Origin of the sequence: Acinetobacter puyangensis, from assembly GCF_900096995.1 — a bacterium.
GTDB classification, from domain to species: Bacteria; Pseudomonadota; Gammaproteobacteria; order Pseudomonadales; family Moraxellaceae; genus Acinetobacter; species Acinetobacter puyangensis.
The window spans coordinates 129,017-151,064 of record NZ_OANT01000005.1; the positions used below are offsets into that span (position 1 = coordinate 129,017).

Annotated in this window: 14 protein-coding genes and 2 pseudogenes; 7 read left to right on the forward strand and 9 right to left on the reverse strand. The window is 40.5% G+C overall.

The features are described from left to right. Positions 1 to 94: 94 nt before the first annotated feature. Positions 95 to 1,606, reverse strand: a complete 1,512-nt coding sequence (locus tag CRO21_RS10905) for an NAD(P)H-hydrate dehydratase (RefSeq protein ID WP_097079342.1) — start codon at positions 1,604 to 1,606, stop codon at positions 95 to 97. Between the two features lie 39 nt (positions 1,607 to 1,645). On the opposite strand from CRO21_RS10905, the gene queG reads away from it, so the two are divergent. From queG to CRO21_RS10920, 3 genes are all read left to right on the forward strand, one after another. Next, positions 1,646 to 2,749 (forward strand): tRNA epoxyqueuosine(34) reductase QueG, encoded by a 1,104-nt coding sequence (gene queG, locus CRO21_RS10910; protein WP_097079343.1) that lies wholly within the window; start codon positions 1,646 to 1,648, stop codon positions 2,747 to 2,749. Positions 2,750 to 3,003: 254 nt separating this feature from the next. Continuing rightward, positions 3,004 to 3,231 carry a hypothetical protein gene (locus tag CRO21_RS10915; RefSeq protein WP_097079344.1) on the forward strand — a complete coding sequence of 76 codons (228 nt, stop codon included), beginning with the start codon at positions 3,004 to 3,006 and terminating at the stop codon, positions 3,229 to 3,231. A gap of 282 nt (positions 3,232 to 3,513) precedes the next feature. Further along, on the forward strand, positions 3,514 to 4,398 hold the full coding sequence (locus CRO21_RS10920) for a DNA adenine methylase (RefSeq protein ID WP_097079345.1): 885 nt from the start codon (positions 3,514 to 3,516) through the stop codon (positions 4,396 to 4,398). 442 nt (positions 4,399 to 4,840) lie between these two features. Here CRO21_RS10920 and CRO21_RS10925 read toward each other — a convergent pair whose 3' ends face one another. Together CRO21_RS10925 and CRO21_RS10930 are read right to left on the reverse strand one after the other, a co-directional pair. Further along, complete coding sequence (locus CRO21_RS10925; RefSeq protein WP_097079346.1) at positions 4,841 to 6,373, reverse strand: pyridoxal phosphate-dependent decarboxylase family protein; 1,533 nt, start codon at positions 6,371 to 6,373, stop codon at positions 4,841 to 4,843. Further along, a complete protein-coding gene (locus CRO21_RS10930) occupies positions 6,373 to 7,746 on the reverse strand; it encodes a diaminobutyrate--2-oxoglutarate transaminase (RefSeq protein ID WP_097079347.1) in 1,374 nt (457 codons plus the stop codon). The genes CRO21_RS10925 and CRO21_RS10930 overlap by 1 nt, the downstream gene beginning before the upstream one ends. A gap of 545 nt (positions 7,747 to 8,291) precedes the next feature. On the opposite strand from CRO21_RS10930, the gene CRO21_RS10935 reads away from it, so the two are divergent. The 3 genes and pseudogenes from CRO21_RS10935 to CRO21_RS17715 form a co-directional block, all read left to right on the forward strand. Further along, positions 8,292 to 8,852 (forward strand): DUF4385 domain-containing protein, encoded by a 561-nt coding sequence (locus tag CRO21_RS10935; RefSeq protein ID WP_097079348.1) that lies wholly within the window; start codon positions 8,292 to 8,294, stop codon positions 8,850 to 8,852. Between the two features lie 124 nt (positions 8,853 to 8,976). Then, positions 8,977 to 9,171: pseudogene (locus CRO21_RS17905) on the forward strand (transposase); the annotation flags it as partial. Beyond that, a pseudogene (locus CRO21_RS17715) lies at positions 9,151 to 9,363 on the forward strand (IS256 family transposase); the annotation flags it as partial. The pseudogenes CRO21_RS17905 and CRO21_RS17715, both read left to right, overlap by 21 nt. A gap of 110 nt (positions 9,364 to 9,473) precedes the next feature. Here CRO21_RS17715 and CRO21_RS10945 read toward each other — a convergent pair. Continuing rightward, the gene (locus CRO21_RS10945; RefSeq protein WP_097079350.1) at positions 9,474 to 11,978 is read right to left on the reverse strand and encodes a TonB-dependent siderophore receptor; all 2,505 of its coding nucleotides are present in this window, start codon (positions 11,976 to 11,978) and stop codon (positions 9,474 to 9,476) included. A gap of 279 nt (positions 11,979 to 12,257) precedes the next feature. On the opposite strand from CRO21_RS10945, the gene CRO21_RS10950 reads away from it, so the two are divergent. After that, positions 12,258 to 12,869 carry a Uma2 family endonuclease gene (locus CRO21_RS10950; protein ID WP_097079351.1) on the forward strand — a complete coding sequence of 204 codons (612 nt, stop codon included), beginning with the start codon at positions 12,258 to 12,260 and terminating at the stop codon, positions 12,867 to 12,869. A gap of 55 nt (positions 12,870 to 12,924) precedes the next feature. Here the strand turns inward: CRO21_RS10950 and CRO21_RS10955 are convergent, their stop codons facing one another. The 5 genes from CRO21_RS10955 to CRO21_RS10975 all read right to left on the reverse strand — a co-directional run bounded on the left by CRO21_RS10955 (position 12,925) and on the right by CRO21_RS10975 (position 22,043). Next, positions 12,925 to 13,878: a FecR family protein gene (locus CRO21_RS10955; RefSeq protein ID WP_097079352.1), complete on the reverse strand. Its 954-nt coding sequence runs from the start codon at positions 13,876 to 13,878 to the stop codon at positions 12,925 to 12,927. 5 nt (positions 13,879 to 13,883) lie between these two features. After that, positions 13,884 to 14,405 (reverse strand): RNA polymerase sigma factor, encoded by a 522-nt coding sequence (locus CRO21_RS10960; RefSeq protein ID WP_097079353.1) that lies wholly within the window; start codon positions 14,403 to 14,405, stop codon positions 13,884 to 13,886. A 185-nt stretch (positions 14,406 to 14,590) separates the two neighbouring features. Beyond that, entirely contained in the window at positions 14,591 to 17,692 is a 3,102-nt protein-coding gene (locus tag CRO21_RS10965; RefSeq protein ID WP_097079354.1) for an efflux RND transporter permease subunit, read from the reverse strand. Further along, a complete protein-coding gene (locus CRO21_RS10970) occupies positions 17,689 to 20,787 on the reverse strand; it encodes a multidrug efflux RND transporter permease subunit (protein WP_097079355.1) in 3,099 nt (1,032 codons plus the stop codon). Before CRO21_RS10970 ends, CRO21_RS10965 begins: the two co-directional genes overlap by 4 nt. 8 nt (positions 20,788 to 20,795) lie before the next feature. Next, positions 20,796 to 22,043: an efflux RND transporter periplasmic adaptor subunit gene (locus CRO21_RS10975; RefSeq protein ID WP_228150420.1), complete on the reverse strand. Its 1,248-nt coding sequence runs from the start codon at positions 22,041 to 22,043 to the stop codon at positions 20,796 to 20,798. Between the last annotated feature and the right edge of the window lie 5 nt (positions 22,044 to 22,048).

The window sequence follows — 22,048 nt, forward strand, 5'->3', positions numbered from 1 at the left end:
AAACACGAAGTCAAATATATTCTAATCATTATACCTAGCAACGATGCTCACCTGAGTGAGCATCCATTCATCATCAAAAGAATATAAATATCCTTTAGTCTAAATTTACCACTTGATAAATTGCATCAACCATATGCTGTGCCTGTATGCCTCGCATGCCCTGTTTAGCCAGTTCATCACCGGCTAAAGCATGTAAAGCCACAATCTCGGCAAGAGAAATTTCATCTTTAAACTGTGCTTTTAAGCCGGCCATCATACCCGATAACACATCACCCATACCGGCTGTTCCCATGCCCGCATTGCCAAATGCACAAATGTCCAAATGCGGATCACCCAGCGAATCCTGTTCCAGCGTTAAAGAACCCGCGCCTTTTAATAACCATTTTCCCGCATACTGTTGTTGTAATTGTTCAATTGCAGCTACCCTGTCCTGTTCAATGTCTGCCACATTACATGCCAATAAACGTGCTGCTTCTCCCGAATGTGGCGTGGCAATCCACTGCACTTGTAATTGAATATCATGTTGATATTGTGCCAAAAACCATAACGCATCGGCATCGAAAATAACCGTATGTAGATGGGATTGTTGTTTTAGTGCATTCATGACCATATGGAAATTGGTTTCTGACCAAGCATCACGCCCCAATCCCATACCAAAACACACCACATCAATTTGCGCCAGAAATTTGCTTAATTCAGTGACATCAGTCTGTGCAATGTCTTTGAGCATAATATTCGGACTACGTGCCACAATCGCAGTGTGGTGTCTGGCATCGCACATCACTGTGACTTTGCCTGCACCACTTGCCATGGCTGCTTCTCCAGCCATCATCACAGCACCACCCATATTGGGATGACCACCAATCACCAGCACATGACCAAAACTGCCTTTATGCTGTGTTGCCTGCCTTTTGGCTAAAATAGGCTTGTTATAATTGATATAGGCACTGGGTTTTAATTGTTCATCAACCGGAATTAACGGCAACTCAATTAATTCACCGACATAATTCTGTGCCTGACCAATGACTAATCCCAGTTTTAATGCCATCACCGACAAGGTCAAATCCACTTTAACTGCTAGCGGCAAAGGCACACCTGTATTGGGATGCAAACCGCTAGGTATATCAATCGCAATCTTAAAACCCGATTGTGTATTCAATTGGGTAATGATCTGTTGTGAAAATTGATCCAAGGGACGGTTTAAGCCAACACCAAATAGCGCATCGACATGAATATTATAATTTTTGTCTGACGGCAATTGCGAATAAATATGAATGCCGGCGGCAATAGCTTCATCTCTGGCACGCTGTGCATCTTGACTCATTGCCGCTTGCGGTGCATAAATAGTCAAATGAAAACCTTTCTGTTTTAGATATTTAGCAATTAGATAACCATCGCCTGCATTGTTACCCTGTCCACACCAGACCAGAATTTCCTGATGTACCATTTGCTTTTGATGCAGCGTTTTTTCAATTTGCAAGGTCATGGCCAATGCCGCTTGTTGCATCAGCCCATAAGAACAATTATTTGCCGCAAACCATCGCTTCTCCCATGCTTGTACCGACTGGCTATGATAAACTGGACGATGTCCAAACAACCCTTTCATATTTTCCCTCTATCTTTAGCAATCTCTTTTTGATTTTACATGTCTAAATCTTTATCGACGCTTGATCTCGGCTTACGTGATGATCCCCACGCATTAAAACACTGGATTAAGGCACAGGCAATGGCACTGGGTTTTAACGACTGTGTGATTGCAAAACCCGATACCAAAGATCAACTGGCACATTTTCAACGTTATCTGGACAATGGCTATCATGCCGATATGCACTATCTCGAAGAAAATCTGGATAAACGTGCCGATCCTACCCTGCTGGTTCCGGATACACACAGTATCATCTGTGTTCGATTGAATTATTTACAAGATAAACCACAAGCCCGTTATGTGCCAGACCAACCCGATCTTGGCATTATTGCACGTTATGCACGAGGACGGGATTATCATAAAGTCATGCGTGGCCGATTAAAGCAACTGGCACAGCGTATTGAAGACAAAATTGGTCCTTTTAGTTCCCGTCCTTTTAGTGATTCTGCCCCGATCTTTGAAAAAACTCTGGCCGAAAATGCCGGGATGGGCTGGACAGGTAAACATACCTTACTGATCAACCGACAATCCGGTTCTTTTTTTGTACTGGGTGAGTTATTTTGCAGTCTGGCATTACCCTTTGATACGCCAGCCAGTAAACATTGCGGTTCTTGCTCGGCTTGTATTGATATTTGTCCGACGCAGGCGATTGTTGAACCTTATATGTTAGATGCGCGAAAATGTATTGCTTATCTCACCATTGAATATAAAGGCAGTATTCCGCTTGAATTACGTGCACAAATTGGTAATCGTATTTTTGGCTGTGATGATTGTCAGCTGATTTGCCCGTGGAATCGTTATGCCAAAGTAACCACACTGGATGACTTTCAGACTCGACACGATCTTGATCAAACCGCTTTACTGGATTTCTGGCAATGGGATGAAGCCACCTTTCTGGCAAAAACAGAAGGCAGTGCCATTCGCCGTACCGGATTTCAAAGTTTTAAACGCAATGTTGCTATCGCTTTGGGAAATGCACCTTTTTCCACGCAAATTTTAGCTGCCTTACAACAATATTTTAGCGAACATGAGGCATTGGTGAAAGAGCATGTTGCTTGGGCGATTTCAGTGCAAGTGCAAAAAAATGAGCATAAAAGTCATTAATAACTCACTCAAACAGTGCAAAAAACCACTTACAAAAATTCCAATATTCCTCCTTATTTTTCACAAATTTCGATAGGTCTTAACGGTCTTTTGCTGAAAATCGAAGCATAAAATGTGTGACACAATTCACATAATATTTATTTTAATATTAAAAATCAATACATTATATTTTATAAATTTTAGTCTAACAGCTGTTGTATTTTTATTTTAAAAGCGTATAGTGCGCGCTATGTCAGGTTATTAATGATTGTTATATGAGTTTTTTGCAACGCTTTATTCTGTCTAATCAACAGCACAATTCACAATTGAATCATATTACATGTATTGAAAATGATTTCGCGGCTAAATCCTGCGAACAGCTTTTCCAGATTCTTGGCACCACACAAGATCCTGATCTTATTTCTGGTCTTAAAAAATTATTGCTTTCCCGTGGTTATACCCGTCGAGAAATCCAGCAAGTTATTCAACCACGCGCGCACTAAGTTGCTTGTGGGCAGATCAATAATCCATTAAAATCATTCGCAACAACAGGATTATTGATCATCACCTTATTATCTTCTCTTTCTTTTCGCTTAATCCAAAATACCAGATACTGATTTACCAATTGGCACTTTCGCAAAAATTGTGCTGAATCTATGAAAACCCGTCATAATAGATTGCATTAAGTGTGTTGACTGTTTTTAAAAAATAACCACTTAAAAGTATAATATAGGCTAAAATTTTCGCCTTATTGCTGCTTTAAATCGCAATATATCGAGTAACGTATGGATTCTGCACCTATCAAATTATCTGCATCACGTGCAATTCACCCCAGCCCAATGAATTATATCGGAGGTAAAGCCAAACTACTGCCACAGATTTTGCCGCATTTTCCAAACAACATCTCAAGGTTTTATGATGTGTTTGCTGGTGGCGCAAATGTTGCTGTCAATAGCAATGCAGATCAAATCATTATCAACGATATTAATTGTTATGTGATTGAAATTCTTCAAGCCTTCTATCAGCAGGACCTTGATGACTTGCTGACAAGCATCCAGTTTTATATTGACCAATATCAACTGAGTAAAGACAATAAACAAGGTTTTTTAACATTACGCCGAGATTATAACCGACAAAAACAGCCAATGATGCTCTATACCCTGATGTGCTACTCCTTTAATTATCAGTTTAGATTTAATAATCAACACCAATACAACAATCCGTTTGGTACCAATAGAAGCCAATTTTCGACCATACTGCGACAAAAACTCATCCATTTTGTTCATCAACTGAAAAGCAAACAGGTGGCGTTCTCGCAACTGCCATTTTGTGAATTATTAACTCAAACACAATTTACAGCTGATGATTTTATTTATCTGGATCCGCCCTATTTCATCACGACTGGTAGTTATAACGATGGTAATCGAGGATTTAAGGATTGGACGCAGGAACAAGAACAAAAATTACATGACTGTCTCGACAGCTTAAATCGTCAAAAGATCAGATTCGCCATGTCCAATGTGCTTGTACATAAGGGAAAAACCAATGATCTATTGATTGAATGGGCTAAAAATTATCATGTGATTCATTTAAATCATAATTATAATCATAGCTGCTATAACACGGTGAAAGGCAGCTCGAAAGAAGTGCTAATTACCAATTATCTTTAATTAACGTGAACTCGGGATAAGATGTGTAGAAGAAATCGATTTCGTAGCAGCGTTCGCTGCCTGTTCGAGGCCGGTAAATTATCTGCAAAATAATGTTTTTTCAATTCATTTGTTTTTTAGCGGTATTTGAGCGAGTTTGCAGCGGACAAATGGTTTTGCCCTTGCGTGGTTATACCACTCTTCCCGAAAGCCTTGCGAGCTATAGCTCTCAGGTCGAACCGAAGGTTTATCCCGAAATATGTATAACCTTGTAAGACTCCGTCGTGATTCTTTCATTGAAATTAATTTTATTCATACAAAACAAATATTTTTATCCAGAACTGACGTTAATTATGATTCTTTTATTGATCAATAATTCAAGCATCTTAAATGTTGATATGCTAAAAAAATTAAGCAAAAAAAGACCGCCGAAGCAGTCTTTCTTTATATCAATCACAGCATCTTAATCAATTGCTGGTACATAGCTGCCAGTCGCAATCGCATCTTTGATACGGTCTGCTTCAGCAAGAACCAATGCCAGAAGACCTTGAACATCTTCAAATGTCACGACAGGACTTAAGGTGGTCATTTTCAATGACTGAACATCACCCACTTTAGTCACACCAATATTGGCTTCACCACGGGCAAATAATTCATCTGCCACGTTCTGGTTCAAGCTATCGACAAACTCAAGCGGATAATCTTTTGGTACCACACGGAACAATACTGATGCAAATTGTGGTTCAACCAGAAGTTCTAAACCATCTGTTGCCTTGATATAATCGGCAACCTGACGAGTCAGTTTAACTCCATGGTCAATCATCGAACCATACAGCTCTTCGCCTAATGCCTCAATGGTCATCCATAATTTTAATGCATCAAAACGTCGGGTGGTTTGCAATGATTTTGACACCAGATTTGGCACACCATGTTCTTCATCATAGGCAGAATTTAAATATTCTGCTTCATAATGCATGAACCGATAATTTGCTTCATCTTTAAGTAAAAATGCACCACAGCTGATACTTTGGAAATAATGCTTATGGAAATCCAGTGTCACAGAATCTGACAAAGATAAGCCATCTAGCCAATGTTTATAATCATTAGATAGAATTAATGCACCACCCCAAGCCGCATCGACATGCATCCAGGCACCGTATTGTGTGGTTAACTCACGTACACGTTTCAGTGGATCAATCGCACCTGCATCAGTCGTTCCCGCAGTTGCAACTACGCAAGCCACGATTTTACCTTCTGCCTGCAAATGCGCCATGGTTTTTTCCAGCGCATCAACATCCATTTGGGCTTTGTCATTCACAGGAACTGTAACCACAGACTGAAAACCCATACCCATCATGGCCATGTTCTTTTGCACAGAAAAATGTGCATTTTCAGAACAGATCACTTTGACTTTTTTCAGGGCTTCAGCGGGTAAACCATCACGTTGTACCGACCAAGGCTGACCATTTTCATCCTGCCAGTTTTTAGCAATACACCAGTCCCGTGCCAGTAACACACCCATCAAGTTGGATTGTGTACCGCCGGAGGTAAACACGCCAGCAGTACCTGCACCATAACCAACTTTTTGGCGTAGCCAGTCGATCAACTGTACTTCCATCAAAGAACCCGCTGGGCTTTGATCCCAGGAATCCATAGATTGATTGGTGGCATTAATCAATACTTCGGCAATTTGACTGGTGACCATGGTAGGACAATGCAAATGTGCCAGAGAATGTGGATGATGGACTTTCAGACTTTTATTCAGGAAAAGTTCAACCATGCGCTCTAATGCTGGTTGTAAGCCCATACCCTGTTGAGACGGATTAAAGGAAATCGCTGTACGCAATTCCTTAATACTGCCGCCGGTATACATTTTGTCATTTTGTAACCATGCAGATACAGCCTTGACGGCATCAGTCATTGCCGACTGATAATCGGCAATAGACTGCGCATCATTGCACAATAACGCTTTACGATGCTGGGCAAAATCAACCATTATTGCGCGCCTCGTACAGCAATAAGTGCTTCGCCCACAGCTTTCTTAAAGCGTTTTAATACTTCTTCACACTCTTCTTGCGTAATAATCAGCGGACAAAGTAAACGAATCACGGTACCACCACGACCACCTTTTTCCAGCATCAGTTTATTGTCAAAACATGCTGTTTGGATCGCTGCTGCCAATTGTGAGTCAGCCGGATAAGCACCCAGATGATCTGGTGCCTGACGCTCATCAATAATTTCGATACCAATCATCAAACCACGACCGCGCACATGACCAATACAAGGCAATTCTGCTTGAAGTTTTTTCAATTCTGCCTGTAAAAAATCACCACGTTGTTGTGCATTCTCAGTCAGATTGTCTTTTTTGATGGTATTTAAAGTCGCAAGACCTGTACCCATCGCCAACTGGTTACCACGGAATGTACCGGTATGTCCTGCTGGTTGCCATGCATCGAATTTACGTTTGATACCCAATACCGCCAGCGGTAAGCTACCACCAACCGCTTTAGACATCACCACCACATCAGGTTCGATCCCCGCGTACTCGAATGCAAACATTTTTCCAGAACGGGCAAAACCAGCCTGTACTTCATCCAGAATCAACACAATATTGTGCTTTTCTGTCACTTCACGAATTTTTTTCAACCATTTGGTTGGGGCAATAACCACACCGCCTTCACCTTGAATGGCTTCAAGAATCACCGCAGCAGGACGGGTTACGCCACTTTCTACGTCTTCGATCAACTGTTCAAAATAATAGGTTAACGCATCAACGCCTGCTTCACCACCGATCCCAAACGGACAGCGGTATTCGTGTGGATACGGCATAAACTGTACATATGGCATTAAACCATTCACAGCATTTTTTGCACTCAGGTTACCGGTCATTGCCAATGAACCATGTGTCATACCGTGATAGCCACCAGAAAAACTGATCACTGTACTGCGGCCAGTATAGGTCTTGGCCAATTTAATTGCAGCTTCTGTCGCATCTGCACCAGATGGACCACAGAACTGTAAACAATACTCTTCCTGACCACCCGGCAAATAAGATAACAAGGCTTCTGTAAAAGCATCTTTTAATGGCGTGGTCAAATCAAGGGTATGCAGTGGTAAACCACTTGCTAAAGTGTCTTGAATACTTTGAATTACAGCAGGGTGATTATGACCTAATGCCAGAGTACCTGCACCAGCTAAACAGTCGAGGTATTCATTACCTTCGACATCAGTGACCCAACAGCCTTTCGCTTTCGCAATTGCTAAAGGTAATTTACGAGGATAACTACGAACATTTGATTCCATTTGACTTTGGCGGGTCAAATAATATTCATTAGTCTTGGCAGTTGGATCGTTTGAAGATACGCTCATATCGGATTACCATCTCAGATAAGGGTAAAAAGAAATAAGTCTTAGCAATCTAAGACTTATACCATAGTAGCTAGTTTAGGATAATGCTTCGTTCTATCTTAGTCCTAGGCAGCCGATCATACAGAATTTTTAAAGAAAAAAAACATTTTTATGCAATTTTGCCGAGAAAAAATGATGATTTTTCAAAAATATTTCGCTGTTAATCATAATGTATAAGTCTAACAATGAATAAAGTAAAATAAATGACAAAAAATCAAAAAACACAAAAAAATAATAAAAATTACCATAAGCAAATAGCAGCGCATAAAACGATCAAATTTCAACAAATATGCAACTTGACGAATCATCACAGATAAAATGCACACATTAAAAAAACCGATCATCAAATCTATTTAATAAAACATAATCCATATTACAGATATATAAATCAATATCTTATCTCTGTTACCATTAGATGGTATACTATTAGGGCTAATCGATCTGTAGCAAAAAATGTGACAGACAAATCTGTTATCCATTATTCAATTTTTATAAATACTTTTATTATGACTAAATCATCCAATACCAACTCGCCTAAAAGATTATCGAAAGTACATTCCAATAGTTTTGATTACTCGCTCGACTTTAAGAAAATAAATTTTCGTAAACGACCAGACCTCTATCGCATTGGTAGAGGCGAACAAGGTGTATTATTAGTGGAACCTTATAAAACAGAAATTCTACCCTTTTGGCAGTTTGCAGATGTAGAAAAAGCAGAAAAAAGCAGTACTAAAATTTATCAGTTATTCCTAGACTATTTGGATAATGATGATTTTGTCGGCGCTGATATGGCACGCAAATTTTTACAAATGGGTTTCACCCGCGCACGTCGTTATGCAAACCACAAAGGGGGCAAGAAATACAAAGGCGCAGTGCCTGAAAACAAAAAAGGTTTAAGTGGTGCACATGGTAGAGAGCAGCTTCCGCGTAGTGAAGAAGATGAGATCAAAGCCAAAGCAGCAGAAATTTTTAAAGAAAAATGGCATCAAGCCAAACAACATCCCGAATATCTAAAGCAAAAAGAACTATTTAAACAGAAATATCTAGGATCTGTTGACATTTCATAACGGCAATCAGATGTATATACAAGCTAAAGTAGCAGCGAGACTGTAAATAAAACTGTGTAACCGCTTAAACTAAGCCTCAATGTTGTTGGGGCAACACAGTTGTTTACCATGAAAAAATGAAGCAATGCTGGCATTAACAAAAGAATTTGCCAAGAATCTAAAAACCGAAGCTGACCTGAATGATTCCAGTAAAACTCTAAAAAAGCTCACAGTTGAAACTGCACTCAATGCGGAACTGACAGAATATCTTGGCTTTGACAAGAACAGTACAAGAGTAGGTAAAAATGTACGCAATGGCTATACGACAAAATGCCTACTTATTCAGAACAATGTTATTTGTCATGCGACCAAGAAAAGAAAAATTTTCCCAACTGATGATTCCGTGAGAAAAGTGGTATATTTAGCGATTATGGCAGCAAGCAAAAAATGGACGATGCCTATTCAGAATTGGAAAGCTGCCATGAATCGTTTTAGTATCATGTTTGAAGAGCGTGTAACCAAGTATTTTTAAAACTGTATTTACACATAATTATTTACACCCTCGGTTTGAATTTTAATCTACTTATGTCAACACACCCTAATGAAATTCCCTCTGTCTAAAATCAGATAGAAGGATAAATATTAATATTTCGCTCTTAAAGTGACCATTGCATTGATTGGTTCGCCAAACCGCACACCACCATCACTATATATTTGTGAATAATATGACTTATCAAATAAATTATTAACATTGACAGCAATATTTAAGTGTTCATTAATAGGATAACTTGCCATCAGATTTACAAGGGCATAAGCTGGCTGAGAATATGCAATGCTTTCATAACGTCCTACTGTCCATTTACTCTGATAATTAACACCGCCGCCAACTGTTAAATCATTAGCAAACTTATAGGTAGCAAACAAACGAGCAATATGTTCAGGAGTATCTTCAGTAAAGACACGTCCCTGATTATTCTGATCTTTGGCATATTCGGTAGTATTATAAGTATAACCAAATGTTAAATTCAAATAGGGGAAAACTTCACCACGAATCTCGGCTTCTATACCTTCACTAATCACTTTACCCGATGCAACATTACAATAGGCTTCTCCACCATTAAAAGGACACTCCCCTTTACTATTCTCATCACGCATAGAACGATTAATTTGATTGGTTTTAAAAGCCGCTAAAGAGGCAATGGCACTGTCATCAAATAATCCAGCTTTTACCCCAATTTCATAAACATTTCCTTGGATGGGGTCTAATAGTTCCTGATTCCGTCCTTTTGCACTTTGCACTACAAATGTATCGGTATAGCTTGCATAACCTGTAAAAATATCATTAAAATCATAAGTTAAACCCAGGTAAGGTGTTAATACACCAGTTTTTTTATAATCACCAACAGATTCAAAATTACTTTGCCGAACCCCTGCAATTACTTTAAATGGATCGGTGATATTTAAACGTGTGGTTAAGTAATATCCAGATTGTTTAACTTCTTCATAACTGGTATTTACATATCTTGGTGCAATATAGGGTAATTGGTAAGGACTATAATTTTTAATGTTTACATATAAATAGGGTGTATTTGAGGTTTCATTCCAGCCTAATAAACTATAGTCTTCCAAAACCTGATCCCAACTTGTCCAAGCCCCTGGTGTTTTACTTTTACTTTGATTACCACCAAAAACCAGTTCATGTTCACGACCAAATAAAGAATACGTACCTTTAGCAAAGAAATCATAAACATCTATATCTTGCTGATAGTTATAACCATATTTATAGACTGTTGCCAAGGCGTTGTCTGCACTGGTGGATGTTGATGATAAACCTAATGAAGTAAACACCATGTCCATGTTATATCGAGCTTTCATATAACTGGCCTTGATTTCCCAGCCATTGGTAAATTTGTGGCTGAGATCAATAAAACCCTGACTATTGGATTTATCCCAGAAATCTGTGTAATGACAACCACAATTAGAATTATCAATACCAATCTTTACACCATTGACATAATTAGGAATTGTATTGACTGGAACAGCATGTTCACCCTGACGGGAATAACCTGCGTTTAATAATGTATGATCTGTTAAGTCTGCACTCACAATACCATATAATACATTTGAATCCCTTGTTACAGCCGTCATATACGAATCAGCATCCTGTCCAGCAACCACCAATCGTCCACGTACACTTCCCGCCTTGTTTAGCGGACCAGAAATATCAAATTCTGCACGTTTGGTATCCCAAGTACCATAACTTATTGCCCCATTGGCTTGAAATTCTGCTGTAGGCTTTTTACGGATAATATTAATTGCACCAGATGGTTCACCAGAGCCTTGCATTAACCCTGCTGCACCACGTAAAACTTCTATACTTTCTATGGTCGCCACATCTGGTTTTGAGGAAGTGACATTATTTGCGTTGATTGCCACGCCATCATATTGCATTAAATTAGAGTTCCAGCCATCACCGACATTAAAACCACGGATGGAAAAGTTGGTTCGTTCGGTATTATCGCCAGTTAAAATAATCCCTGTAGTATTTAAAAGTGCTTGTCCAAGATTGGTTACACCCATGTCTTCGATCTGTTTACGAGTAACCACAGAAACAGATTGAGGTGTTTCTTTCACATCAATATCTAATCTTGTAGAGGTACTGGCTTGTTTTTTTGTATATGAAATTGCTGTTTCATTTTCAGCATTCACTGTAATCACAGGTAACTGATTTACGCCATTACTGTTAGTATTTATCCGCCCTTGTGCACTCACATCAATCGGCTTTAACTGCCCCATATCCCGAACTTGTGTTTTTGTTGCCGCAGTTTTTGCAACCAAGGTATAGCCATTTGTCACTTTTTGAATCTGAAATGGTGTTTGTGCCAATAACTGATTAAAACCGTCTTCTATCGAATAGCTGCCTTGTAAACCAGTTGTTTGATAAGCTGCCAGCGATTGCCCATCCAGAATCAGATTAACATTATGTTGTAAGGCATATTGATTTAATGCCTGATTTAAATCGCCAGCTGCAATACTAACGCTCATCTGTGCATGAGCAATAGTTGCCATGCCAGCCCCCATCGCCATAACAGCAAAATGAATCGATAAAACCAAAGGTTTAAAACGTATAACTAAACTTGAGCGCATGTTCAATTCCTCATCATTATATTTGCTCTAAACACTTAGACGATTCAGATAAAAAAAACGGAAAAAAATTTTTAGATTATTTTTAATAAAATTTTATCTAATTGTTATTAATGTATTTTTTAATAAAAAATTTAACAGATAAAATGACCCTTTTGTTTTCATGCTCAATGATTATTATCATTCAAACCCGAATAGAATGCTTTTTTACATAAGCGGTGCTCAACAGAAAATCATTTATGTTAAATTAATAGACAAATAACAAGCATTTGAGATCATCATATGGTCATCGCAAAAAAAATTAATCCCATCATTAGTGAAGATGAATATTTAAATGATGAGAAAATTTCAGATATTAAACATGAATATATTGATGGCTATGTCTATGCAATGTCTGGAGCAAGTGCCAATCACAATCGTATCGCAGGGAATCTTTTTAGTGCTTTAAGTGTACATTTAAAGCATGCACCTGGTCAGCCTTATACTTCGGATATGAAGGTTAAAATTGGCAGTAAATACTTCTATCCTGATGTTTTGGTCGATTGTGACAATTTGTCAGGCGATAGTTATTTTAGCCAAAATCCGATTTTAATTATTGAAGTCTTATCCAAATCAACACGGCAGATTGATCGAAAAATCAAACTTGAAAGCTATCTGAACATTGCACAATTGCAGGAATATATTTTAATCGAACAGGATTTTGTTGATGTAGAAGTCATCCGTCGTCGTACCGGATGGCAATCAGAACATTATTTCTTAGGTGAAAATGTTACTTTTGAATCTGTCAATTTAAGCGTAAGTGTGGAAGATATTTATCATCGTGTTGATAATAGCGATGTCAAAGAATGGTTATTGAAACAAGCTGAAGACGCCATTGAAAACAATATCGAATAACCTTTAGCACCTATTGATCTTTAAATATATACATGTTTTTTGACACAATCCCTCATCAGTTTTTCTTTATACTGGTCACATATTGCGAATAATTTGAAATATCCAGTCCAACATGCTCACTTAATAACTGCAAGGCCACTTCAGGTTGATCAAGTGGTAATACCGCTGTAACCCTGAAATGCTGCAAATTTTCTTTTGAATACATATAATAACTGGTCTGATAACTTGCCAGAATCTGTAGAATTTGATCCAGTGGCATATTATTAACCACCAATTTTTTACTCTTCCAAGCTTGCAATAAGGCTTGTGGTGAATTTTCATCTACTTTAACCACCCCATGATCTAGAGACAGGGTTTGCCCGGTTTTTAAGACAATACTTGGATTTTCTTTACCCATATCAACTTTGGTTTTTGATTCCAGCATACTGACAATGGTTAGGTCATCATGATGTTGTACGATAAACCGTGTCCCCAATGCCTGAATTTCACCTTGTCCTGTCTTCACCACAAAAGGTCGATGCGCATCTTTGGCCACATCCACCAAAATATTGCCCTGCAATAACGCAATGGTTCTTTGCTGTCCTGAATATTGAATATTATAAATTGTTTTACCCGAGGCTTGAATGGTGGTTGAATCTTCCAACACCTGTTGTTGCCATGCTTGTACCGGATTTTTAACATCGGCAGTCCAAAACTGCCAGGGTAAAGCATAAAGTAGTCCAGCAAATAATAACACCATGACAAATGCAGAAAAATGTGGTGGTAATTTTCTTTTTTTACCCAGCACTTTATCCTGCATAATCGGATGCTGGCTATCAATATTATGCTGCTGTAAAGACTGTACACCTTGAATCAGTTTTTCTAATTGTTCAAATGCCTGTAAATGTTGCGGACTTTGTTGTTTCCATTGTGCCAATGCTTGCAGATCATCTGCGCTACATTGCTCTGTACTTAACTTGACCACCCATTCTGCAGCTTGTTCAGCAATCAATTCTTGTTGTGATTTCATCAAAATTAAATTTCATCATTCAAATCAGGCATACGACGCTGGAAATGCATTAAAGCTTTTACCAATTCATTATGAACTGTTTTGGGATGAACGTCTAATTTTTCCGCAATACAATTTAATTTTTCACCATCTAAAAAATGCCAGATAAAAATTTTTTGTGTGCGTTCTGGTAATCTTTCCAACAACATGGCCAGTTGTTCCAGTAACTGGATCGCAATCAGAATTTTTTCGGGGGAAATGTCATGACAGAACTGTTGCTGTTCGAGATGCGCTAAATATGCCTGTTCAATTTTAGCATGACGTGAATGGTCAATCAGAACACGCTTGGCCACTGTGGTTAAAAATGCTTTGGGTTGTTCCAATTGTAAAATATTTTTTTGGCTTAATAACTTGGTAAAGGTATCCTGTAGCACATCCTCTGCACGTTCTGCCGATCCAAGTTTTTGATACAGCCATACATATAGCCAGCGACGATGCTCCTGATAAAGCTCGGCAATATACTTTTGTATGGCAATATTCTGATACATAATAAAAAGCAGTTGATGTTTATCAAAGTATTCTAAACGTAATGAATATGATTATCAATTAATAAAATTCGTCTGCGTAAATATTTCCATTGGTCAATTGATTGAATCTTTCAAAGGGAAGGTTCCCTCTTCCCCCCGACAATAATCCTTTTTTATTTTCATAAATGAAGGTTGAAAACTATTCATTACACAGACTTCATAGGTATAAGTTTCTTCACTTTACTTTTGATCCATCTGGACAGTAACTCAATGTAGAGAAAAATCACAGGCGTGGTAAATAAAGTCAAAAATTGCCCCAAAGCCAGTCCACCGACAATGGCAATACCTAAGGGTTGACGGATTTCTGAGCCTTCACCGATACCCATTGCCAAAGGAATTGCACCAATCAATGCAGCAAAATTGGTCATCAGAATCGGACGAAAACGTAATTGTGCAGCAGTCATGATTGCGTCAAAGGGTGTAGCGCCCAATTTTTGCTGTTTTAAGGCAAAATCAATCAGTAAAATAGCGTTTTTCACCACAATACCGATTAATAAAAACATGCCAAGCATGGCAATTAGACTAAATGGCATTCCAATCAGCCATAAAGTCATCAATGCGCCAACAGCAACTGCCGGAATAGTAGATAAAATGGTTAAAGGATGAGCAAGATTTTCATAACTAATCCCCAGTACAATATACATCAGTACCACAACGGTAAATACAATCCATGGCATGGAAAGTCCGGATTGTAGATTTTCTTCTTCTACATCACGATCAGTCATCACAAAAATATCCTGAGGCAGCATAACCTGAGCCAATACCCCACGAATCGCCTGATCTGCCTGTTCATAGCTATAGCCGCTATTCACCACATAGCCGATCCCCAAAGCAGCGTATTGATTACGGCGATGGACACGGTCATTGGCAATTCCATACTGCCATGTCGCAAAATTGGTGAGCGGCACATGTTGCCCCTGTTGATTGACCACTTGCACCTGCGCCAAAGATTCCGGATGTTCGGTAAAGCGTTTATCCACCTCCATCACCACATGAAACTGATTCTGCTCCTGAAAAATGGTACTGACCTGACGCTGTGAAAATGAATTATTTAACACGCTAGCAATATCCTGCATTTCTATGCCTAGACGCTTGGCTGCTTCCCGATCAATATCCAGTGTGACATGCTGTGCCCCTTCATCACCAATGGTTTCCACCTCTTCCAGCTCTGGTAATTTTTCCATTTCTGCTGCAACAATCGGCGCCCACTTGCGCAAATCCGATACGTTATCTGCCTGTAACAACAGCATATATTCATTGGCATTATTGCTGGAAAAAGGATTATCCAGTTGTAAGTCCTGATCGACCTGAGCAGAAAAGACCGCACCCGATTGCCATGGTGCTTCCCGTTTTAAACGTTCTGATACCTGCTTCGACGACAGGCCTGCACGTTCATTTTTAGGTTTAAGGTTAATCAGCAAACCGGCATTGGTGGTTCCCATGGTCCCAGAAGTCCCAATCACATTTTCTACGGCTGGATCGGCCAATGCATGTTCAGAAAATGCTTTGATTTTGGGTTGCATAATTTGATAGGAGAAACCATCATCACCACGGATAAATGCCGATAATCGCCCAGTATCCTGTTCGGGGATCATAATTTGCGGTAAAGAGGTATATAAATAATAAGAAGTCCCAATCGCCCCCAGCCACAACACGATAATGACATAGCCATGCTTTAATGACCAACTAAGGGATAGATGATAAATATGCAATAATTGCTGAACCAAACGTTGACTAAACTGATACAGTTTTGAAGGTTTCTCGGCATGAAGCGGTTTAAATATTTTGACCGATAAACTTGGAATCAGTGTTAATGCAACAATCACCGATAAAATAATGGTAAAAACCAGCGTTAAAGAAAATTCTCTAAATAGCCGCTCAATCACACCGCCAGTAAATAAAATTGCAACGAAAATCACAATCAAGGTCAGATTCATTGCAAGCAGGGTCAGACCCACTTCCTGTGTGCCTTTTAAAGTGGCTTGCAGCGGATTTAAACCTGCTTCTATATGACGTTCGATATTTTCCAATACCACAATGGCATCGTCAATCACCAGCCCAATCGCAACAATCAACGCCATAATGGAAAGATTATTGAGTGAAAATCCAGCCAGATAAATTGCACTAAATACTCCGATTAAGGTCACAATCATGGCGACTGTTGGCATGATGGCACTACGTAAACGTCCCAAAAGCAAACAAATAATCAGCACAACCAGCACAATCGAAAAAAGTAAAGTATCGCGTGCTTCGTTTAAGCCACTACGAATGACCTCAGAACTGTCCATCACAATGTTCAGTTTACTGTCTGCCGGAATCAAAGCCTGTAAAAAAGGTAGTTTTTCTTTGATATGGTCGATGGTCGCCACCGTGTTGGCATTTGGCTGACGACTGATCATCATGATCACCGCAGGTTTGCCATTATGAAAACCACTGACATAGCGGTTTTCTACCGAATCTGAGACCTCTGCAACATCCTTCAATCGCACCAGTTGATTGCCATTACGATGCACAATGATATTGGCAAACTGCGCTGCATTGAGCGAATTTGCAGCCAATTGTACCTGCCAGCGCAGCGCATCATGTTCTAAAATCCCGACCGGCTGAATACGGTTACTATTGGCAATTGCCAGACGGATTTTTTCCAGTGAAACGCCTTGGTTAATTAAAGCTTTAGGATTAACCACCACCCGCACCGCAGGCATGGAGGCCCCATTAATTTCAACTTCGCCCACACCCTGTATTTGTGCCAGATGTGGTAGGATTTTACTGGTCGCAATTTCATATAAAGTACTTGGAGAAAGATTATCCGAACTAAATGCCAGATAAAATATCGGCTGCTGACTGGGGTTGACCTTATAATATTGTGGCGGGCTGGGCATACCCGAGGGTAACTGTGGAATAGCGGTATTAATCGCAGCCTGAACTTCACGTGCGGCTTCATTAATGTCGGTATCCAGGGCGAAATGTAAAATGACCTGTGTTGCACCCTGATTACTGGAGGAGTCAATTGCTTTTACGCCTGACACCCCGATCATGGCACGTTCTAGCGGCGTTGCCACAGTTGCCGCCATACTTTCCGGACTGGCGCCGGGCAAATTTGCCCGTACTACAATGGTTGGAATGTCCGCTTGTGGCAAAGAAGAAACAGGCATTTTAAAATAGGCCAATACGCCCAGTAAAATAATGGCGGTCGCCAATAAAAAACTGGCAACAGGACGATGAATAAAGATGGCACTGATATTCAAGGCCCCACCTCCTGCCCGTCCTGCTGTTTAGATTGACTGGAAAAACGATCAAAGAATAAGTACACCACCGGCGTGGTAAATAAAGTTAGAAATTGACTGACAATCAATCCTCCGACCATCACCAGACCAAGCGGCTGACGTAACTCTGCGCCTGAACCCGATGCCAGCATCAATGGAATTGCCCCGACCAATGCCGCCATGGTGGTCATGAGAATCGGTCTAAAACGTAACAATGCCGCCTGATAAATCGCCTGTTCGGCAGGTAAGCCCTGTTCACGCTGTGCTGCCAACGCAAAATCCACCATCATGATGCCGTTCTTTTTAACCAAACCAATCAACAGGATAATCCCGATCAATGCAATCATATCGAGTGGCTGATTCATCAAAAATAAAGCCAAAAGTGCCCCAATTGCAGCAGATGGCAAAGTGGAAAGAATTGTGACCGGATGAATAAAGCTTTCATACAACATGCCCAGCACAATATACATGGTCACAATCGCAGCCACTACCAGCCAGAAAGTATGATCCAGTGAGGTTTCAAATGCTGCCGCTGCACCTTGTAAATCCAGTGCAACTTCAGGCGGTAAATTTAGTTGTTGTTGAACTCGCTCGATGGCGTCGATAGCCTTACCCAAAGCCACACCATCTTTCACATTAAATGAAATGGTGGTTGCTGGGAATTGTCCCTGTTGCTGGATAATCGTTGGCGCAGTTTTTTGTTCAATGTTGGCAATGGCAGATAACAGAATCGGTTGATCCTGATCATTCTTGATATAGGTTTGTGCCAGACTTTCGATACCTGTGGCGTATTGTGAATCGACTTCCAATACAATCCGATATTGATTGGACTGGGTATATAGTGTGGCAATCTGCCGCTGGGCATAAGCGCTTTGTAATGCTTCGCTGATGTCCTGAAGATTTACGCCCAAACGTGCCGCAGCATCACGATTAACCTCAATATAAGCCTGTAAACCCTGTCCGGCAGTATCACTGGTGACATCGGCAAACTCAGGTTGCATACGCAAGCCTTCAACCACTTTATTCTGCCATTGTTGCAAGGTATCAATATCGGGCGCCGACAAACTCACCTGATATTGTGTGCGGCTAATTTTGTCCTCAATACTCAACTCCTGTACCGGTTGCATCCATGCCTTGATTCCCTGTACCTGAGCCAGATCCTGTCTTAGCCGATCAATGATTTGATGAACATTATCACGCTCGCCATGTACTTTGAGGTTAATCAGAATACGTCCATTACTGAGCTTGGGATTATTGGCATCCACGCCGATAAATGAGGACAAACTTGCCACATCACGATCTTTTAAGATCTGTGCCGCCAAAGCCTGCTGGCGATCACTCATGGCCTGAAAAGAAATCGAATCCGGTGCCTGTGTCACCACCTGAATCACACCACTGTCCTGTATCGGGAAAAATCCTTTGGGAATCCACCAGTATAGTGCGCCTGCCAGAATCACCGTTGACAGCATCACCATTAATGTTAGCGGCTGATGTTTTAATACCCATGTTAATGCCTGAGCATAACGTTCGATGGTTTTATCCAGGAATTTATTTTTTGCCGGGCTTGTTCCTTGTGGTTCACGTGGCTTTTTTAAAATATAAGCACACATCATTGGAGTTAAAGTTAATGACACCAATAAAGAAATCGCAATCGCCACCGCCAGTGTAATCGCAAACTCATGGAATAAACGTCCCACCACATCACCCATAAACAACAAGGGAATAAGGACTGCAATCAGGGAAATGGTTAGGGAAATCAGGGTAAAGCCAATTTCCTTGGCACCTTTTAATGCTGCATTTAAACGTGTTTCACCTGCTTTGCCATTATGCCCCTCGTAATGCCGTGCAATATTTTCCAGCATCACAATGGCATCATCAACCACAAATCCGGTGGCAATGGTCAGTGCCATCAAGGTCAGATTATTTACCGAAAAACCCAGGAAATACATAGCGACAAAGGTACCAATAATAGATAAAGGTACCGCAATACTCGGAATCAAAGTCGCTGATAAATTGCGTAAAAACAGGAAAGTAACCAACACCACCAAGCTAACTGCAAACACCAGTTCTTTTTGTACATGCTTGATTGAACTGCGAATACTTTCGGTACGGTCGGTCAAAATATTGATCTGAACATTTTCCGGTAAGGTTTTGGCCAGTTCAGGCAAAATACTTTTAATCTGATCGGCAACCTCAATCACATTGGCATTGGGTTGACGCTGTACATTAATCAAAATCGCATTTTGTGCATTGGCCCATGCTGCCATATAACGATCTTCACTGGCTTCACTGATTTTTGCCACATCTTGAAGTCGTATCGCAGCACCATCTCGCCATGCCACAATTAGATTCTGATAATCAGCAATAGAACGAATCTGATCATTGGCATCTAGCATGGTAGTCCGAAACTCACCATCAAAGCTGCCTTTGGGTTGATTAACATTGGCGGCCACAATGGCCTGACGCACATCATCTGCGGTCAGTTTCAATGCAGTCAAAGCATTGGGATTGACCTGTACCCGAATTGCCGGTCGTTGTCCACCGGCAAGACTAACCATGCCCACACCGGATAATTGCGACAATTTCTGTGCAACACGGGTATCGACCATGTCATATACAGTAGACAGTGGCAATGTTGGTGATGTCACCGACAAAGTAATCACTGGTACATCGGCAGGATTGACCTTACGATAAATCGGTGGAGTGGGTAAATCATCAGGCAGATTACTGCTTGCGGTATTTAATGCTGCCTGTACTTCCTGTTCAACCACGCCAAGTTCAGATGCCAGATCAAACTGTAAAGTTAATACCGAAGCGCCCAAAGAACTGGTCGAGGACATTTGTTTCAATCCTGCAATTTTTCCCATTTCTTTTTCAAGCGGCGCCGTAATAGTACGTTGTACCGTATCGGGATTGGCACCTGATTGGAAGGTAAAGACCTGAATAATCGGATAATCTACCTGCGGTAATGCAGAAACTGGCAAAAGCCGCCACAATAATAAACCGCTAAATAACAATGCCAGCATACACAATGTGGTGGCAATCGGCCGGAGAATAAAAATTCTGGAAATATTCATCAGCCTGACTACCTCTGCGATGCAGATGTTACAGGAGGAGTATTTTGTCTGGCTTGTTCAGCTTGCTCATTTAAAATCCTGACTTCCCGATCTTCAGAAAGTCGGTCTATGCCCTCTAACACCACTTTCTCATTGCCACTTAGCCCGGATAAAACCTGTGTTTTACTGCCTGTTGTCATGCCCAGTTGTAGCATTCTGATATATGCCTTATCTTTGCCATCCTCTTTGTCTTTATCAACAATATAAACATAAGTACCTTTTGCACCATGCTGAATTGCGTCACTCGGGACAGTCACCGCATTGGCAATGGTTTGTGCCTGAATCCGTACATTGACAAACTGATTGGCAAAAAGTTGTTTATTCTGATTGGGAAAGATTGCTTTAAGTTTTAAAGTGCCGGTACTGGCATCGATTTGATTATCCAGCGCAAATAATGTGCCCTGTGCCAGTTGTTTTTGTTCCTGACGATCCCATGCTTCAACCTGTAATTTCTGTTGACGTTGTACACTGTAACGAATTAAATCCAGATAGTTTTCAGCCAGCGCAAATTCCACATAAATCGGTGTGGTCTGGGTAATGGTGACCAAACCAGTTTCATCATTGGCCTGTATTAAGTTGCCAATATCTTTTTGTCTAAAACCAACTTGACCGGAAATCGGTGCATAAATCTTGCTATAAGACAATTGTAAACGGGCAGAATCTACTTGTGCCTGATAAGCTTTCGATTGCCCTTTAAGTTGGCTGACCAGAGATTGTTGCTGATCCACTTCTTGTCTGGAAATCGCATCCTGTTTCAGCATGGTCTGATTCCGCAACAATTCGGCCTGCGCATGTTGTAGCTCGGCGAGATGTTGCTGCTGATTACCCAGTGCCTGATCCAGTGCCACCTGTAACGGTATTGGATCGATTTGTGCCAGAAGTTGCCCTTTTTGTACCGCATCACCATCCTTAAAATAGAGTGCCTGCAATACCCCTGAAACACGACTTTGTACCGTCACTGCTTGTGTTGGAATGGCTGTCCCCACCGCTTTCAACTCAAGTTGTAAATCCCCTCGTGATAAAGGTGCGATACGAACAGGTACTGGCTGTGACCATTGACTAAACTCTTTTTCTTTTTTCTGATTAGGCAGCAAAACAAATTTCCAGATCAGCCCAGCACAAAGTACTAAAAAAATCAGAAATAAGAATAGCATCCACCATTTATTTCTCGGTCGAGCTTGTGTTTCATTGTTGGTTTGAATGTTTTGTTCAGACATGGTGA

Bases quoted from the DNA above. Each gene is read 5' to 3' on its own strand.
- CRO21_RS10960 (WP_097079353.1), bottom strand. From the start codon at position 14,405: ATGTATCAGAATATTGCCATACAAAAGTATATTGCCGAGCTTTATCAG.
- CRO21_RS10955 (WP_097079352.1), bottom strand. From the start codon at position 13,878: ATGAAATCACAACAAGAATTGATTGCTGAACAAGCTGCAGAATGGGTG.
- CRO21_RS10905 (WP_097079342.1), bottom strand. From the start codon at position 1,606: ATGAAAGGGTTGTTTGGACATCGTCCAGTTTATCATAGCCAGTCGGTA.
- CRO21_RS10975 (WP_228150420.1), bottom strand. From the start codon at position 22,043: ATGTCTGAACAAAACATTCAAACCAACAATGAAACACAAGCTCGACCG.
- CRO21_RS10935 (WP_097079348.1), top strand. From the start codon at position 8,292: ATGACTAAATCATCCAATACCAACTCGCCTAAAAGATTATCGAAAGTA.
- queG (WP_097079343.1), top strand. From the start codon at position 1,646: ATGTCTAAATCTTTATCGACGCTTGATCTCGGCTTACGTGATGATCCC.
- CRO21_RS10930 (WP_097079347.1), bottom strand. From the start codon at position 7,746: ATGAGCGTATCTTCAAACGATCCAACTGCCAAGACTAATGAATATTAT.
- CRO21_RS10920 (WP_097079345.1), top strand. From the start codon at position 3,514: ATGGATTCTGCACCTATCAAATTATCTGCATCACGTGCAATTCACCCC.
- CRO21_RS10945 (WP_097079350.1), bottom strand. From the start codon at position 11,978: ATGCGCTCAAGTTTAGTTATACGTTTTAAACCTTTGGTTTTATCGATT.
- CRO21_RS10915 (WP_097079344.1), top strand. From the start codon at position 3,004: ATGAGTTTTTTGCAACGCTTTATTCTGTCTAATCAACAGCACAATTCA.
- CRO21_RS10970 (WP_097079355.1), bottom strand. From the start codon at position 20,787: ATGAATATTTCCAGAATTTTTATTCTCCGGCCGATTGCCACCACATTG.
- CRO21_RS10950 (WP_097079351.1), top strand. From the start codon at position 12,258: ATGGTCATCGCAAAAAAAATTAATCCCATCATTAGTGAAGATGAATAT.
- CRO21_RS10925 (WP_097079346.1), bottom strand. From the start codon at position 6,373: ATGGTTGATTTTGCCCAGCATCGTAAAGCGTTATTGTGCAATGATGCG.